18 protein-coding genes are annotated in these 13,829 nt (G+C 63.5%); 3 read left to right on the forward strand and 15 right to left on the reverse strand.

Annotation, left to right across the window (positions count from 1 at the left end):
* From CN311_RS20850 to tesB, 5 genes are all read right to left on the reverse strand, one after another.
* Window positions 1-456 (reverse strand): DNA translocase FtsK 4TM domain-containing protein (locus tag CN311_RS20850; RefSeq protein ID WP_208866549.1); only part of this gene is annotated, 456 nt, incomplete at its 3' end.
* A gap of 417 nt (window positions 457-873) precedes the next feature.
* Window positions 874-1,164, reverse strand: coding sequence for a hypothetical protein (locus CN311_RS20855; protein WP_165779786.1), 291 nt, complete (start codon window positions 1,162-1,164; stop codon window positions 874-876).
* A 264-nt stretch (window positions 1,165-1,428) separates the two neighbouring features.
* Complete coding sequence (locus CN311_RS20860; protein WP_245440895.1) at window positions 1,429-2,610, reverse strand: ammonium transporter; 1,182 nt, start codon at window positions 2,608-2,610, stop codon at window positions 1,429-1,431.
* A 200-nt stretch (window positions 2,611-2,810) separates the two neighbouring features.
* The gene (locus CN311_RS20865; protein ID WP_097575604.1) at window positions 2,811-3,149 is read right to left on the reverse strand and encodes a P-II family nitrogen regulator; all 339 of its coding nucleotides are present in this window, start codon (window positions 3,147-3,149) and stop codon (window positions 2,811-2,813) included.
* Window positions 3,150-3,368: 219 nt separating this feature from the next.
* Window positions 3,369-4,244, reverse strand: coding sequence for an acyl-CoA thioesterase II (tesB, locus tag CN311_RS20870; protein WP_097575605.1), 876 nt, complete (start codon window positions 4,242-4,244; stop codon window positions 3,369-3,371).
* Between the two features lie 95 nt (window positions 4,245-4,339).
* On the opposite strand from tesB, the gene CN311_RS20875 reads away from it, so the two are divergent.
* On the forward strand, window positions 4,340-5,593 hold the full coding sequence (locus tag CN311_RS20875; RefSeq protein WP_097575606.1) for a ubiquinone biosynthesis hydroxylase: 1,254 nt from the start codon (window positions 4,340-4,342) through the stop codon (window positions 5,591-5,593).
* 223 nt (window positions 5,594-5,816) lie between these two features.
* On the opposite strand, the gene CN311_RS20880 is transcribed toward CN311_RS20875, so the two are convergent.
* The 3 genes from CN311_RS20880 to CN311_RS20890 form a co-directional block, all read right to left on the reverse strand.
* A complete protein-coding gene (locus CN311_RS20880) occupies window positions 5,817-6,344 on the reverse strand; it encodes a hypothetical protein (RefSeq protein WP_097575607.1) in 528 nt (175 codons plus the stop codon).
* A gap of 110 nt (window positions 6,345-6,454) precedes the next feature.
* Window positions 6,455-6,811: a YciI family protein gene (locus CN311_RS20885; RefSeq protein ID WP_097575608.1), complete on the reverse strand. Its 357-nt coding sequence runs from the start codon at window positions 6,809-6,811 to the stop codon at window positions 6,455-6,457.
* A 2-nt stretch (window positions 6,812-6,813) separates the two neighbouring features.
* A complete protein-coding gene (locus tag CN311_RS20890) occupies window positions 6,814-7,035 on the reverse strand; it encodes a hypothetical protein (protein ID WP_097575618.1) in 222 nt (73 codons plus the stop codon).
* 225 nt (window positions 7,036-7,260) lie between these two features.
* Between CN311_RS20890 and CN311_RS20895 the strand changes: the two genes are divergently transcribed.
* Complete coding sequence (locus CN311_RS20895) at window positions 7,261-7,686, forward strand: OsmC family protein (protein WP_097575609.1); 426 nt, start codon at window positions 7,261-7,263, stop codon at window positions 7,684-7,686.
* Window positions 7,687-7,860: 174 nt separating this feature from the next.
* On the opposite strand, the gene CN311_RS20900 is transcribed toward CN311_RS20895, so the two are convergent.
* The 6 genes from CN311_RS20900 to CN311_RS20930 form a co-directional block, all read right to left on the reverse strand.
* On the reverse strand, window positions 7,861-8,496 hold the full coding sequence (locus tag CN311_RS20900) for a YceH family protein (protein WP_097575610.1): 636 nt from the start codon (window positions 8,494-8,496) through the stop codon (window positions 7,861-7,863).
* A gap of 237 nt (window positions 8,497-8,733) precedes the next feature.
* A complete protein-coding gene (locus CN311_RS20910) occupies window positions 8,734-9,513 on the reverse strand; it encodes a succinate dehydrogenase iron-sulfur subunit (RefSeq protein ID WP_097575611.1) in 780 nt (259 codons plus the stop codon).
* A 39-nt stretch (window positions 9,514-9,552) separates the two neighbouring features.
* Window positions 9,553-11,388: a succinate dehydrogenase flavoprotein subunit gene (gene sdhA / locus CN311_RS20915; protein WP_097575612.1), complete on the reverse strand. Its 1,836-nt coding sequence runs from the start codon at window positions 11,386-11,388 to the stop codon at window positions 9,553-9,555.
* 2 nt (window positions 11,389-11,390) lie between these two features.
* Window positions 11,391-11,786 carry a succinate dehydrogenase, hydrophobic membrane anchor protein gene (sdhD, locus tag CN311_RS20920; protein ID WP_097575613.1) on the reverse strand — a complete coding sequence of 132 codons (396 nt, stop codon included), beginning with the start codon at window positions 11,784-11,786 and terminating at the stop codon, window positions 11,391-11,393.
* 1 nt (window position 11,787) lies between these two features.
* A complete protein-coding gene (gene sdhC / locus CN311_RS20925) occupies window positions 11,788-12,207 on the reverse strand; it encodes a succinate dehydrogenase, cytochrome b556 subunit (protein ID WP_097575614.1) in 420 nt (139 codons plus the stop codon).
* Window positions 12,208-12,447: 240 nt separating this feature from the next.
* On the reverse strand, window positions 12,448-12,810 hold the full coding sequence (locus CN311_RS20930; protein WP_097575615.1) for a hypothetical protein: 363 nt from the start codon (window positions 12,808-12,810) through the stop codon (window positions 12,448-12,450).
* Window positions 12,811-13,068: 258 nt separating this feature from the next.
* Here CN311_RS20930 and CN311_RS20935 point away from each other — a divergent pair, with 258 nt between their 5' ends.
* Window positions 13,069-13,425, forward strand: a complete 357-nt coding sequence (locus CN311_RS20935; RefSeq protein ID WP_097575616.1) for a hypothetical protein — start codon at window positions 13,069-13,071, stop codon at window positions 13,423-13,425.
* Here the strand turns inward: CN311_RS20935 and CN311_RS20940 are convergent.
* The coding region (locus CN311_RS20940; protein WP_133117228.1) for a GGDEF domain-containing protein at window positions 13,409-13,829 on the reverse strand (421 nt) is incomplete at its 5' end. The two genes, CN311_RS20935 and CN311_RS20940, sit on opposite strands and share 17 nt — an antisense overlap.

The following is a 13,829-nucleotide window of genomic DNA, read 5'->3' on the forward strand; positions in this document are numbered from 1 at the left end:
ATGCAGCACCATGTCGCCGAACACGCCGCCGAGGCCGGTTGGCAGCGGCCAGGTCTTGGGCGGCACCACACAGCCGGCAATCGCGGCGGCAGTGAGCGCGAAGCCGAACCAGGCAAGCCCGCGCTTCGGCAGCCCGTCGACGCCGCGCGCCGAAAACAGCAGAAATCCCCAGATCACCGCCGGCACCAGGGCCGCGACGGCGGCGAGCCCGAAGAACTGCATGGCAATGTCGGAAAAGACAGCGCCGGCATAGCCCATGGCGTTGGTGACGATGTTGCCGGTGGCGTGGGAGAAGCTCGGATCGGCGACGTTCCAGGTGGCAAGGCTGGCGACGCCGAAGGCGACCAGAGCAAACAGGCCGGCGCCGACCAGCCGGCCGACCTGACGCCGCGCGAACGCCCGGATGCCCTGCCCCGTATCGGCCAGCGCAAGCGGTGCTGAAGCCCCTGAACGCATGCTCTTCCCCGTCTGTCATTGCCCGGCCCGAGCGCATGACGCACTCCGGCAGATTCGGACACCAGAGTATCGGCTGGAAGGTTAAAGCCGCATTAACTATAAGAGGTTGAGAGCGCTGTCGCTTATCACCGGCGGTTGAGCGGCACATTGCACGAGGTGCCCCGTGAAACAAGAAAGCCTCGCGAGCCAGAGCCAGCGAGGCCTTATCTTGAACGGGCAAAAGTGGGATTTAGCCCGCAGATCGATCCGGGGGGTGGATCGCGATGGGTTCTACCAGCAAGCGCAGCGGGCGCGGAATCACGATCGCTTGAGTCGTTCGTGAACCGACGATACAGCCTGACGCAGATGGCGGGCATTGGCCCGCCATCGTTCGGCCGAAGCGAAATCAATCAGGCCTCAGCCTGGTCCGCACTTAATTTAGTTGGCGCCGCCCAGTGCCTGCACATTGGCGCAGAATTCGGCATACGGCTTGCTCATCGCCGCGTCATTGCATTCCTTCTTCATCGCTTCCTGCTTTTCCATCGGCATCGCCATGAAAGCGGACTTGAACTCCGCCATCGGCTTCATGGTTTTCATGCCGATATCGGTGAAGAACGGCGCCATATTGTCCGGCGAGTCGAGCGCGCCGGCAAAGGCCGTGCCGCTGACCATGGCAAGAGCAAGTGCCCCGAGGCAGGCAGACTTGAGGCAGATGTTTCTATTGTTCATGGAATGGTCCTTCCCTGGCTTTTTCACGAGCGTCCTGACGACGATCGCCACCACAGTTCGGGACCGGCAACACCGATGTTTCATGGCCTTCGGCCGATCGGGCGTCTGATCAAGCGATTGTGATCGGGCAGCCCCCGCCATCGGCGCGCAAAAAAAGAGGCCCGGAACATCTCCGGGCCTCAAGGCGTGAGCCCCTTTCGGGAGCGTCACGACGGGATCTTTCCTGCGCCCGCGACGTTGCGGGCGCCGGATGCACGGCCGCCCTTACGGCACCACTTCGCCGTGCTGGCTGATGTCGAGGCCTTCGACCTCTTCCTGCGTGGAGGGCCGCAGGCCGACCAGCGCCTTGACGATATAGAGGATTACGAAAGTGGCGATCGCCGTCCACAGGATGGTGAAGACGATGCCGTAGATCTGTTTGCCCAGCGAGGCCCCTTCACCAAGGCTGTTGATCGTCGAATCGGCGAGCACGCCGGTCAGCAGCGCACCGATGATGCCGCCGACGCCGTGCACGCCAAAGGCGTCGAGCGAGTCGTCATAGCCGAACATGTGCTTGAGCTTGACGGCCGAGATGTAGCACAGGACGCCGGCAACGATGCCGATGATGAAGGCGCCGGTCGGATTGACGAAACCGGAAGCCGGCGTCACCGCGACCAGGCCGGCGACGGCGCCCGAGATGATGCCGAGCACGCTGGGCTTCTTGGCGACGATCCATTCGGCGAACATCCAGGCGAGACCCGCCGCGGCGGCGGCAACCTGGGTGTTCATCATCGCGGCGCCCGCAAGGCCGTCGGCTGCGAGTTCCGAACCGGCGTTGAAGCCGAACCAGCCGACCCACAGCAGCGAAGCGCCAATGACCGAATAGACGAGGTTGTGCGGCGCCATGTTGGTGGTGCCGTAGCCTTCGCGCTTGCCGAGAACGAGCGCGCAGACCAGGCCGGCGACACCGGCATTGATGTGGACGACCGTGCCGCCGGCGAAGTCGAGAACGCCGGCCGAGCCGAGGAAGCCGCCGCCCCACACCCAATGCGCGACCGGGGCATAGACGATCAGCAGCCACAAGCCCATGAAGATGAGCAGCGCCGAGAATTTCATGCGTTCGGCGAAGGCGCCGGCGATCAGCGCCGGGGTGATGATGGCGAAGGTCATCTGGAACATCGAGAAGACGAATTCAGGGATGTTCGCCACGCCCGGCGCCCACAGCGTCTCGGTGGTGATGCCCTGGTGGAAGGCCTTCGAGAACCCGCCGACATAGGCATTCATGCTACCGCCGTCCGAGAAGGCCAGCGAATAACCGAACATGAACCACAGCACCGACACCAGACAGGTGATGGCGAAGCTCTGCATGACCGTGGCGAGCACGTTCTTCTGGCGCACCATGCCGCCATAAAACAGCGCCAGGCCGGGGATGGTCATCATCAGCACGAGCGCCGTCGAGGTCAGCATCCAGGCGGTGTTTCCGGTATCGAGCGCGGGCGCCGGGGCGGCTGCTGCTGCATCCGCGGCGGCCGGCGCTGCTTCCTGCGCAAAAGCGGCAACAGTGCCCAGCGCCGCGAGCGTGGCCGCGCCCAGCAGCGCGGTGCGCGCCGCTGATTTCAAGGTGGAAGGAATATTCATTGAACTCTCCATTGGAATACGTGCGCGGCTCAAAGCGCGTCGGTGTCTGTTTCGCCGGTGCGAATGCGCACGGCCTGGTCGATGCCGAAGACGAAGATCTTGCCGTCGCCGATCTGTCCGGTCTTGGCCGCGGCGGTGATGGCTTCGACGGCCTTGTCGACCATGTCGCCGCCCACCGCGACCTCGATCTTGATCTTCGGCAGGAAGCTGACCGCGTATTCCGCCCCGCGATAGATTTCAGTGTGTCCCTTCTGACGCCCGTAGCCTTTGACTTCGGTGACGGTCAGGCCCTGGATGCCGACTGCGGTGAGCGCTTCGCGCACCTCGTCGAGCTTGAACGGCTTGATGATTGCCATCACGATTTTCATAAGGTTTCACCCTTTGCTGTTGCGGGTCCCCCGCGTTTGCACGACTTCGCCGATCCCATGAGAGCCGGAGAGTGCCCACGAGGATTCAAGCTCCGTGCCAATTGCCGAAGCAGCCCATTAACGTGTTGTAAACAAAGAGATTAGCCGGCCATCAGCAGCCGGTTGTTCAGTGTTGCGGCACTGTGCCTGATTAAAAAATAGGCAATTTTTTGAAAATGCCTATTCCACAGGCGGGCGCTTCAGCCGGATAAGGCCTTCCTGCGCAACCGAGGCGATCAGCGTGCCGTCGCGGGCAAACAGCGAACCGCGCGTGAAGCCCCGCGACCCTTGCGTCGAGGGGCTGTCCTGCGTGTACAGGATCCAGTCGTCAAGCGGATGGCTGCGGTGGAACCACATGGCATGGTCGAGGCTTGCCGCCTGGATGTCGCGGTCGAAGATGGCGCGGCCATGCGCGAAGGTCGAGGTATCGAGCAGCGTCATGTCGGAGAGATAGGCGAGCACGGCTGCCTGGATAGCGCGGTCGGCAGGCACCGGGCCGGTGGTGCGTATCCAGATGTTCTGCTTCGGCTCCAGTTTCTCGCGACTGGTATAGTGCTTCAGCATCACCGGCTTCATCTCGATCGGCCGGTCGCGCTCCCAGTAGCGCCTGATGCCGTCGGGCACGGCCTCGCCGAACTTGCCCAGCAATTCGCGCTGCGACAGCAATGTGTCGGGCGCCGGCACGTCCAGCGGCATCGGCACCTGATGTTCAAGGCCGACTTCGTCCTGCTGGAACGAGGCCTCCAGCGAAAAGATCGCATGACCGTGCTGGATCGCCACAACGCGGCGCGTGGTGAAGGAGCCGCCGTCGCGGATGCGGTCGACTTCGTAGATGATCGGCACCTTGGTGTCGCCGGGCCGCATGAAGTAGCCGTGCAGCGAATGTACGTGGCGTTCGGGCTCGACCGTTCGCTGCGCCGCGACCAGCGCCTGGGCGATGGTCTGGCCGCCGAAAATCCGCTGCCAGTCGAGTTTGGGGCTGCGACCACGGTACAGGTTGTGTTCGAGCTTCTCGAGGTCGAGAATGTCGAGAAGCTCGTCCATGGCCGCCGTCATGTTTCGCGCCCTTACAGCAAAAGTGTTATGGCGGTTTCCGACAGGAATGGCGGGCAGTCAAGGCCGGAAGGAATTTGGCCGGAAGGGAATTTGCCATGGTGGACCGCAAGGCGAACGCAAAAAACTCGCTCGACGTTCTGGTTGCCGGCGCCGGCTATGTCGGGCTTGCCGCCGCGGTATCGCTGAAACAGGCGCGCCCGAGCCTCGCCATCGCCGTCGTCGACGCGGCACCAGCCGGCGTCTGGCAAAAGGACGGCCGCGCTTCGGCCATCGCGGCGGCGGCGTGCCGTATGCTCGACCAGCTCGGCGTCTGGGCCGGGATCGCGCCGGAGGCGCAGGCGATCACCGAGATGATCGTCACCGATTCGCGCACGGCAGATCCGGTGCGACCGGTGTTTCTCACTTTCGACGGCGAGGTTGCGCCTGGCGAACCCTTCGCCCATATGGTTGCCAACAGGGACCTCAACGGCGCCTTGCGCGGCAGTGCGGAAGAACTCGGCATCGACATTATCGAGGGCGTCGCCGTCAGCGCCTTCGATCCGAGCGGCGCCGGCGTCACCGTGCATCTTGCCGATGGCGCGACGCTGAAGGCGCGGCTGCTGGTCGCCGCCGACGGCGTCAATTCGAAACTGCGCGACATGGCCGGCATCAAGACGGTGAAATGGGAATATGGCCAGTCCGGCATCGTCTGCACCGTCGCCCACGAGCGCCCGCACAATGGCCGCGCCGAAGAGCATTTTCTGCCGGCCGGCCCTTTCGCCACATTGCCGCTGAAGCCTGGCAAGGACGGCAACCGCTCGTCGATCGTCTGGGTCGAGCGGACGGAGGATGCGCGCAAACTGGTCGATGGCGACGATCTCGTCTTCGAGCATGAGCTCGAACTGCGTTTTGGTCTGAAGCTTGGCGAAATCCGCGTCGCCGACAAGCCGCGCGCCTGGCCGCTCGGCCTGACGCTTGCCCGCGCCTTCGCAGCACCCCGCATCGCGCTGGTCGGCGATGCCGCCCACGGCATCCATCCGATCGCCGGCCAGGGCCTCAATCTCGGCTTCAAGGATGTCGCGGCATTGGCCGAAGTGGTGGTTGAGGCCGACCGGCTCGGCCAGGACATCGGCGCGCTGGACGTGCTCGAGCGCTACCAGCAGTGGCGGCGCTTCGACACGGTGCAGATGGGCGTCACCACGGACGTGCTCAACCGGCTGTTTTCCAATGACATCGGCCCGCTGCGCGCCGTCCGCGACATCGGCCTCGGCCTTGTCGAGCGCATGCCGCGCCTGAAGGACTTCTTCATCCGCCAGGCATCGGGACTGTCCGGCGACACGCCACGCCTATTGAAAGGAGAAGCGATCTAGCAGCCAAAGAAGGTAATAAGAGACCACAATCGCCACTAGAACGCCGATCACCAACCTGCCGGCCTTGGAATTGCGCAACCTGTCTCCAAACAGCGTGCCAATCAGATCGGCCAATTCCGCAGCCATGTAGGCAATTGCTTCCATCTGTGCCTTGACGGTTGGGTGTACCCACCAGTGATGTAGGCACAACTGTCTTCCGTTCAAAGACCGACGGTCGCCTGGATCAGTTGACCTCGAAGCCAAGCTTTTGGCGCAGCCGCAGAATCCTCTGATCGGCTATCTGCAGGCTCTTATCGCCGCCTAATGCGACGCGGTTCAGCATCTGCAGCAGATCGTTTCTTTCGTTAACATCGAGGCGTTCGCGCAGGAACGGCGCCAGCTTGTCGATGACGATCGTGGCATCGTCGATTTGTGACGCCGCCCATTTAGCATAGACGACAGCCTCGTCGGTCTTCTTGTCGTCGGCAATCTCCGAGATCACCGACCGGATAATGGTTTCACGCTGCGGCAGCACCGGGCCATTCTCGGAAACGATGGCGGTGATCAGCGTAGCGGCCGCCACGACGGGATCATCGATCGCCGTCAGCGGCGAAAGCGCCGCCTGCTTGCGCAGCTTCTTGCGGCGAATATTCCCTTGGACGCGGCCCACGACGTCCGCGACCTCACGCGCGGCGTCGTTCATGGCCTTCATCCGATACCACCAGAACGCCGCCGCGCCCAGCAGGCCAAGTACTGCAATCAGAAAAGGCATGCCGAATTCCCCCAAGCCTCGGTGAGGATAAGAGAAGTGGCGTTTGGCTTCAACACGCAAAAGTTGCGCCCATCGAAGAATCCGGGGCGTTCCTTCAGAGCGGTTTCTGTCTATGACCCCGGCACGTTGTAGATCGCCCTGACCTCGATGGTGCCGATTTCGGCCAGCGGAATCGCGCCGGCGATCTCCAGCGCCTCGTCGATATTCCCGGCCTCGATCATGACGAAGCCGAGCAACTGCTCCTTGGTCTCCGCGAACGGGCCATCGGTGACCAGACGCTTGCCCTTGCGCCGCCGCACCGACTTCGACGTCTTCACCGACTGCAACGCCTGCGCGATGATCAGCTTGCCCCGCTGGTCCAACGACCTGTCATAAGCCAGCGAATCGGCGTCGAGCTTTGCCAACCTGTCCGGGGTCATGGCGTGAATATCTTTTTCTTCGCCGTAGACCAGGCAAACATATTTCATGTCTATCTCCCTTGTTGTGAGGAACCATAGGATGCGGCCACCACGGTGTCAGCCGCGCCTTTGCCGGCCGCCGCGTGATCGAGAACGCATGCCGCGACCCCGATGATGGCGACCGCCGCCAGAAGCCGGCCGAAACCGGAAGGCGGCGGATGCAGCCAAAAATCGTCCTGCCGCGCGGTTTTGCGACCTGGCATCTTCCACAGTGCGAAAAACAAGCCGTCCATGTGAACCTCCATCCGGCCGCGAAATCCGTGACCGCCCGCAGGACGGTCGAGACCGATGGAAGTCGACATTTTTGCACGCACATTTTTTCAGGAAAAAAATTCAGCCCCGCCGCCAACTTGCGCGACTGCGCAAAAGAGCGCGGTGGTCTTCGACCGCGCCCGCGCTATAGTCGTGGAGAACGCCGGCGTCCGGCCGGCGCAACCCGGACAACCAAGGAGGATTTCATGGATCGCACCGCAAACGCCGTCTGGAACGGCAATCTCAAGGAGGGCAAGGGCACGCTCGACACCCAGAGCGGCACCCTGAAAGGCACGCCCTATTCGTTCAAGGCACGCTTCGAGGACGAGAGCGGCAAATCCGGCACCAACCCGGAAGAGCTGATCGCCGCGGCGCACGCCGGCTGCTTTGCCATGCAATTCTCCCACTTCCTCGCCGAGAACGGCACACCCGCCGATGAGCTCGACGCCAAGGCGGTCGTCACGCTGGTTCCCGGCACCGGGATCACCGGCAGCGCGCTCACGGTGGTCGGCAAGGTGCCGGGCATCGATGCGGCGAAATTCCAGGAATTGGCCGAAATGGCCAAGGCCGGCTGCCCGGTGTCGAAGGCGCTCGGCGCCATAAATGTCTCGCTCGACGCGAAGTTGGGTTGAAGCCCAGCCTTCGGCGAGTGGGCGATCCTTCGCGCCCGGCAGCTTCGCCGTCCCGCCCTCTTGCAGCATTGTAGATTGGCGAAAGCCGAGGTGACGTTCAATCTCCCCCCTCGTGGGGGAGATGTCCGGCAGGACAGAGGGGGGCGCTGTCCCTCCGACATCTCGAATGATTTGTTAGCGGCCTCCGCCGCTCAGCGCTTCCAGCTTCGCGCGCAGTGCGGCGACCTCATCCTCCAGTGCACGCACCCGGCCTTCGAGATCGGACACCGGCCGAGGCGCTTGCCATGGCGCCGCTACAGCCGACACCTCCACCGGCCCGCTTAGCAGATGCACATAGCGCTCCTCGCGCTGGCCTGGCGCCCGGTCGAGCAACTGAACCAGCGGCGGCCTGCGGCCGATCAGAAGGTCGAGGTCGCCGCGAAGCGCCTCGATGGAAGAGAACCGCGCCATGCGCTCGGCCCGCGCCAAGAGTTCATGCGCCGTCTGCGCGCCGCGCAACAGCAACAGGCCGATCACCGCGATCTGCGACGAGGTCAGCGAAAAGTGCTGCGCGACAGTGTGCTCATAGCGCTCGACGCGCGAGGCGAAAGCGCGCCTGACCAGACCCTTCTGCTCGAGCTGGCCGAATGCCCTGGCGATCTCGCCGAGCTCCAATGCCATCACCGGCTCGCGCGCCGTCTTCTGGTTGGCGGCTTGATGCGCGGCATTAAGCGTCAGCGGATAGATATCGGGCGTCAGTTCCTTCTTTTCGATCAGGCAACCGAGCACGCGGGCTTCGACAGGGGAGAGGATGGGAAGGTCATCGCTCATGGCTTGGCTATCCTTTTGAAGCTGGCGGGACAGCGCCCCCCTCTGTCCTGCCGGACATCTCCCCCACGAGGGGGGAGATCGCCAGCTTCGCCGACAGCGCGTCATCCTTCAACCTTGGAGATTGGCGAAAGCCGCGATGACGGCAATCTCCCCACCCGTGGGGGAGATCTCCGGCAGGACAGAGGGGGGCGTGAAGGATCGCTGCGTTCGAGGTCGTCGTGGGCGATCCCGCCGAGCCTAAACCCTTCGCTCCACCATCATCTTCTTGATCTCGGCGATCGCCTTGGCCGGATTGAGCCCCTTGGGGCAGGTCTGGGCGCAGTTCATGATCGTGTGGCAGCGATAGAGCCGGAACGGGTCTTCGAGATTGTCGAGCCGTTCGCCCTTGGCCTCGTCCCTGGAATCGATCAGCCAGCGATAGGCCTGCAGCAGTGTTGCCGGACCGAGATAGCGGTCGCCGTTCCACCAGTAGCTCGGGCAGGAGGTCGAGCAGCAGGCGCACAGGATGCACTCGTAGAGCCCGTCGAGCTTTTCGCGGTCCTCATGGCTCTGCAGCCATTCCTTCGCCGGCTGCGGCGATACCGTCTTCAGCCATGGCTCGATCGAGGCGTGCTGGGCATAGAAATTGGTGAGGTCGGGCACCAAATCCTTCACCACTTGCATATGCGGCAGCGGATAGACCTTGACCGCGCCGGAAATGTCGTCGCAGCCCTTGGTGCAGGCCAGCGTGTTGGAACCGTCGATGTTCATGGCGCAGGAGCCGCAAATGCCTTCGCGGCAGGAGCGGCGCAAGGTCAGCGTCGGGTCGATCTTGTTCTTGATCCAGAGCAGCGCGTCGAGCACCATCGGCCCGCAATCGTCCATGTCGACGAAATAGGTATCGATGCGCGGGTTCTCGTCGTCGTCCGGCGACCAGCGGTAGATGCGGTATTCCCTGAGATTGGTGGCGCCCTCCGGCTTCGGCCAGGTCTTGCCCTGCTTGATCTGCGAGTTCTTGGGGAGCGTGAGTTCGACCATTACCTCAAACCCTTTCGGATGACGAGCTTCAGCACCATCTCAATACACCCTGGCCTTGGGGGCGATCTTGGCCGGGTTGATGCCGCCGTCCGCTTCCTTGAGCAGCAGTTCGGTATGCACCGGCCGGTAGGTCAGCGTCACCTCGCCGGCCTCGCTGAGCCGGGCCAGCGTATGCTTGCGCCAGACCGCGTCGTCGCGCGCCGAGAAATCTTCCCGCGCATGCGCGCCACGGCTCTCCTTGCGCGCCGCCGCGCCTTGGACCGTGGTTATGGCATTGGCCATCAGGTTTTCCAGCTCCAGCGTCTCGACCAGATCGGAGTTCCAGATCATCGAGCGGTCGAACACCTTGATATCCCTGAGCTCGCCCCAGATCTGCGAAATGCGCTTGCAGCCGCTGTCCAGCGAGTCCTGCGTGCGGAACACCGCCGCGTCTTCCTGCATCGCCTTCTGCATCTTTTCGCGCAACACCGCCGTCGGCGTCGAGCCGTTGGCGTGGCGCAGCTTGTCGAAGCGATCCATGATCTTTTCGACCGAAGCCTCGTTGGGCGATGGGATCGCCGAGGTGCGGTCGATCACCTGGCCGGCTCGGATCGCCGCCGCGCGGCCGAACACCACCAGATCGATCAGCGAGTTCGAGCCCAGCCGGTTGGCGCCGTGGACGGAGGCGCAGCCGGCTTCGCCAACCGCCATCAGCCCGGGCGACACCTGGTCCGGGTTCAAGGCAGTGGGGTTGAGCACCTCGCCCCAATAATTGGTCGGCACGCCGCCCATATTGTAGTGCACCGTCGGCAGCACCGGGATCGGCTCCTTGGTCAGGTCGACGCCGGCAAAGATCTTTGCCGATTCCGAAATGCCGGGCAGCCTTTCATGCAGAACCGCCGGATCGAGATGGTCGAGATGGAGAAAAATATGGTCCTTCTTCGGCCCGACGCCGCGGCCTTCGCGGATCTCCAGCGTCATGCAGCGCGAGACTACGTCGCGTGACGCCAGGTCCTTGGCCGACGGCGCGTAGCGCTCCATGAAGCGCTCGCCTTCGGAATTGACGAGATAGCCGCCCTCGCCGCGCGCGCCCTCGGTGATCAGGCAGCCGGCGCCGTAGATGCCGGTCGGGTGGAACTGGACGAATTCCATATCCTGAAGGGGGAGGCCGGCGCGTGCGGCCATGCCGCCGCCATCGCCTGTGCAGGTGTGCGCCGAGGTCGCCGAGAAATAGGCGCGGCCATAGCCGCCGGTCGCCAGCACCACCATCTTGGCCGAAAAGCGATGGATGGTGCCGTCGTCGAGGTTCCAGGCGACGACGCCGGTGCAGGTGCCGTCTGGCTCCATGATCAGGTCGAGCGCGAAATACTCGATGAAGAACTGCGCGTTGTTCTTCAGCGACTGACCGTAGAGCGTGTGCAGCATGGCGTGGCCGGTGCGGTCGGCCGCGGCGCAGGTGCGCTGCACCGGCGGCCCCTCGCCGAAATTCATCATCATGCCGCCGAACGGCCGCTGGTAGATCTTGCCCTCCTCGGTGCGCGAGAACGGCACGCCGTAGTGCTCGAGCTCATAGACGGCGGCAGGCGCCTGCTGGACCATGTATTCCTGCGCGTCGATGTCGCCCAGCCAATCCGAGCCCTTGACCGTGTCGAAGAGATGCCACTGCCAGTTGTCGGGGCCCATATTGGCAAGCGAGGCGGCGATGCCGCCCTGCGCCGCAACGGTATGAGAGCGCGTCGGGAACACCTTGGTGATGCAGGCGGTGCGCAGGCCCTGCTCGGCCATGCCGAGCGTGGCGCGCAGGCCGGCGCCGCCGGCGCCGACGATCACCACGTCGAATTTGTGGTCGACATAGGTATAGCCTGCCGGGTTGGCTGTTTTCGCGTCCTTGGCCAAAATCAGCCTCCGAATGCCAGTTTGAGCAGGGCGAAGAGCGAGGCGACGCCGACCGCTATTGTAAAAAATGTGTTGAGCGCGATCAGCGCCAGCTTCATGCCCTCGCCATGAATATAGTCCTCGATGATCACCTGCATGCCGAGCCGCATATGGTAGAGGCCGGAGATGAGCACCAGCGCCAGGACCAGCGCCACGAATGGATTGGCGAGCGCCGCGCGCACTTCGATATAGCCATGGCCGTTGAGTGCGATCAGGAAGCCGACGAAGAACAGGATCAGCGGGATGTTGGCGATCGCCGTCAGCCGCTGCCGCCAGAAATGCCCGGTGCCCTCGCGGGCCGAGCCGAGGCCGCGGACCTTGGCCAGCGGCGTGCGCATGTCGGTGTTGGTGCCGCTCATCTCAGGCTCCCCGCGCCATGTAGCCGGCGGTCCAGATCAGCAGCGTCAGCACGATCGAGCCGGCCAGCGTCGCCCAGGCGATCTTCGACGCGGTGTGCTTTTCCAGGCCGGCGCCAGTGTCCCAGATCAGATGGCGCACGCCGCCCAGCATGTGGTGCATCAACGCCCAGGTGTAGCCGAACAACACAAGCCGCCCCAGCCACGAGCCGAACGCCCAGTTGACCCAGTCGAAGGTGGCTTGCGAGCTTGCCGCCGCCATCAGCCAAACAGCGACCAGCAACGTGCCGAAATAGAGCGCGCCGCCGGTGATGCGATGGATGATCGACATCGTCATGGTGACCGGTGGCCGGTAGACGCTCAGATGCGGCGAAAGCGGCCGTTCACGTCTGGCAGTTGCGCGGGTGGCTGGTGATTTGCTCATGGCTCCCCCAGTTCGACGTCTCTGGAGCCCCAGGTGGGAATGCGGCATTACCGCTTCCGGTTGCGACTTCGGACAGCCGGTTTCTAATGCTCTTTTTGCACCGCGTCAAAGCCAGAAAACCGTTTCGAAAACGTAATTTAGTCTGACAAAAGCGGCGGTCTTTGCTTCAATCGATTAGGGGGCAACCGAGAGCCGGCGCAAAGTTCGCTGCTGTGCGGGAAACTGGTCTCTTGGCGCCAATTAACGCTTACAGGTCAGCGGCGTCTTCCCGCCCTTCATCACCAGCGCTTCACGACCGTCGATCACGATTGCGTCATGCGCCTGGCCGAAACGGCTGCTTTGATTGGCTGGCGAGGCCGGCAGGTCCTCGCTGGTGCCGTCCGGGCCAAGCACGTGGACCGACGTGCCTAGGTTTTCAATTGTCATCTTGCCGCCATCGGCGCAGTTGTAGGTCGCTATGCGCGGCTGCGGCGTCAGATCGGCGGCAGCGTCGGCCGCGCCCGGATTTCCGGCTTTCGGCGCATTGGTCTGCGAGACGCAGGCCGCGGCAATCAGCAATGGGCACAGGACAAGCGTCATCCGAACCGTCCGGTATAACGCCATACCCTGTCCTCCTCGGGCAGCAAAACAGCCGCCATGCCAGTTCAAGGTCGCCCGGCGACACACTTTCAACCGCCTTTGGTACCTGCCGCGATGGTGCGGGCAAGCATGGCCGAATGATGGCCGCAGCCGGTTGGGCCGCCGGATATTAACCATGTTTGCCGAGACCTTGGGTCAAACGAGGTTGCCCTCTTAACAAAGGTTAATAAAAGGTTAATTTCTGATTCGAGGAGGCTTTGCCCCTAACCAAGGAGGGATGCCATGCGTTCGAATTCAGGCAGATCGCGCCTTCCGGCGCTTGTCCTGGTGGCGTTGGCCACTGGCTTCGCCGTGCCGGCGCTCGCGGAAGGCCATCGCGACCGCGTCTATGCCGATTCCTTCGGCAATCTCGTCATCGAGAGCGCCGCCGGCTACAAGCGCATCCTCGTCGGTGAGGGCAAGCTGGCCAAGGAATTGTCGGACTACACCGGCGCCGGCCAGCCCAGCGTCGTCTATGAAAACGAATCCGACGATGTCTCCGGCCGCGACTGCTACAGGCCACCGGTTTTCGTGAAGGGCCGCAGCTATATGTACGGCCTTTCCGACGGCGAGATGCCCGAACTCAGCCCCTGCCGTTAACCTCTACGCCCCTACCCGTATTGGCGACCGGCTGGACCGGGCCGAGCGAGATGCGTACGCGATCGCGCCCGCCGCGCTTGGCCTGATAGAGCGCTTCGTCGGCGCGCTGCGTCAGGCCGGCGAAACCTTCGCCTGGCTGAAGTTCGGCGACACCGAAGCTCGCCGTGCAGCGATGATCCTGCGGCAGCCCTTCGACCGGCAGCGTGCCGAACGCATTGCGCGTGCCTTCGGCGAAGAGCCGGGCGGCGGCGAGGTTGGTTCCCGGCAAGATAATGGCGAATTCCTCGCCGCCGAGGCGGCCGGCGACGTGATGGTCGGCTGCCGCCTCGCGCAGCAAACCGGCAAAGGCCTCGATGACCCGGTCGCCGGATGCATGGCCGAAATTGTCGTTGATATTCTTGAAA

Source organism: Mesorhizobium sanjuanii (assembly GCF_002529485.1).
GTDB classification, from domain to species: domain Bacteria; phylum Pseudomonadota; class Alphaproteobacteria; order Rhizobiales; family Rhizobiaceae; genus Mesorhizobium; species Mesorhizobium sanjuanii.

Excerpts from the sequence above, each read along its gene's own strand:
- CN311_RS20855 (WP_165779786.1), bottom strand. The coding sequence starts at position 1,164 with ATGAACAATAGAAACATCTGCCTCAAGTCTGCCTGCCTCGGGGCACTT.
- CN311_RS20860 (WP_245440895.1), bottom strand. The coding sequence starts at position 2,610 with ATGCTGACCTCGACGGCGCTCGTGCTGATGATGACCATCCCCGGCCTG.
- CN311_RS20865 (WP_097575604.1), bottom strand. The coding sequence starts at position 3,149 with ATGAAAATCGTGATGGCAATCATCAAGCCGTTCAAGCTCGACGAGGTG.
- tesB (WP_097575605.1), bottom strand. The coding sequence starts at position 4,244 with ATGACGGCGGCCATGGACGAGCTTCTCGACATTCTCGACCTCGAGAAG.
- CN311_RS20875 (WP_097575606.1), top strand. The coding sequence starts at position 4,340 with ATGGTGGACCGCAAGGCGAACGCAAAAAACTCGCTCGACGTTCTGGTT.
- CN311_RS20880 (WP_097575607.1), bottom strand. The coding sequence starts at position 6,344 with ATGCCTTTTCTGATTGCAGTACTTGGCCTGCTGGGCGCGGCGGCGTTC.
- CN311_RS20885 (WP_097575608.1), bottom strand. The coding sequence starts at position 6,811 with ATGAAATATGTTTGCCTGGTCTACGGCGAAGAAAAAGATATTCACGCC.
- CN311_RS20890 (WP_097575618.1), bottom strand. The coding sequence starts at position 7,035 with ATGGACGGCTTGTTTTTCGCACTGTGGAAGATGCCAGGTCGCAAAACC.
- CN311_RS20895 (WP_097575609.1), top strand. The coding sequence starts at position 7,261 with ATGGATCGCACCGCAAACGCCGTCTGGAACGGCAATCTCAAGGAGGGC.
- CN311_RS20900 (WP_097575610.1), bottom strand. The coding sequence starts at position 8,496 with ATGAGCGATGACCTTCCCATCCTCTCCCCTGTCGAAGCCCGCGTGCTC.
- CN311_RS20910 (WP_097575611.1), bottom strand. The coding sequence starts at position 9,513 with ATGGTCGAACTCACGCTCCCCAAGAACTCGCAGATCAAGCAGGGCAAG.
- sdhD (WP_097575613.1), bottom strand. The coding sequence starts at position 11,786 with ATGAGCGGCACCAACACCGACATGCGCACGCCGCTGGCCAAGGTCCGC.
- sdhC (WP_097575614.1), bottom strand. The coding sequence starts at position 12,207 with ATGAGCAAATCACCAGCCACCCGCGCAACTGCCAGACGTGAACGGCCG.
- CN311_RS20930 (WP_097575615.1), bottom strand. The coding sequence starts at position 12,810 with ATGGCGTTATACCGGACGGTTCGGATGACGCTTGTCCTGTGCCCATTG.
- CN311_RS20935 (WP_097575616.1), top strand. The coding sequence starts at position 13,069 with ATGCGTTCGAATTCAGGCAGATCGCGCCTTCCGGCGCTTGTCCTGGTG.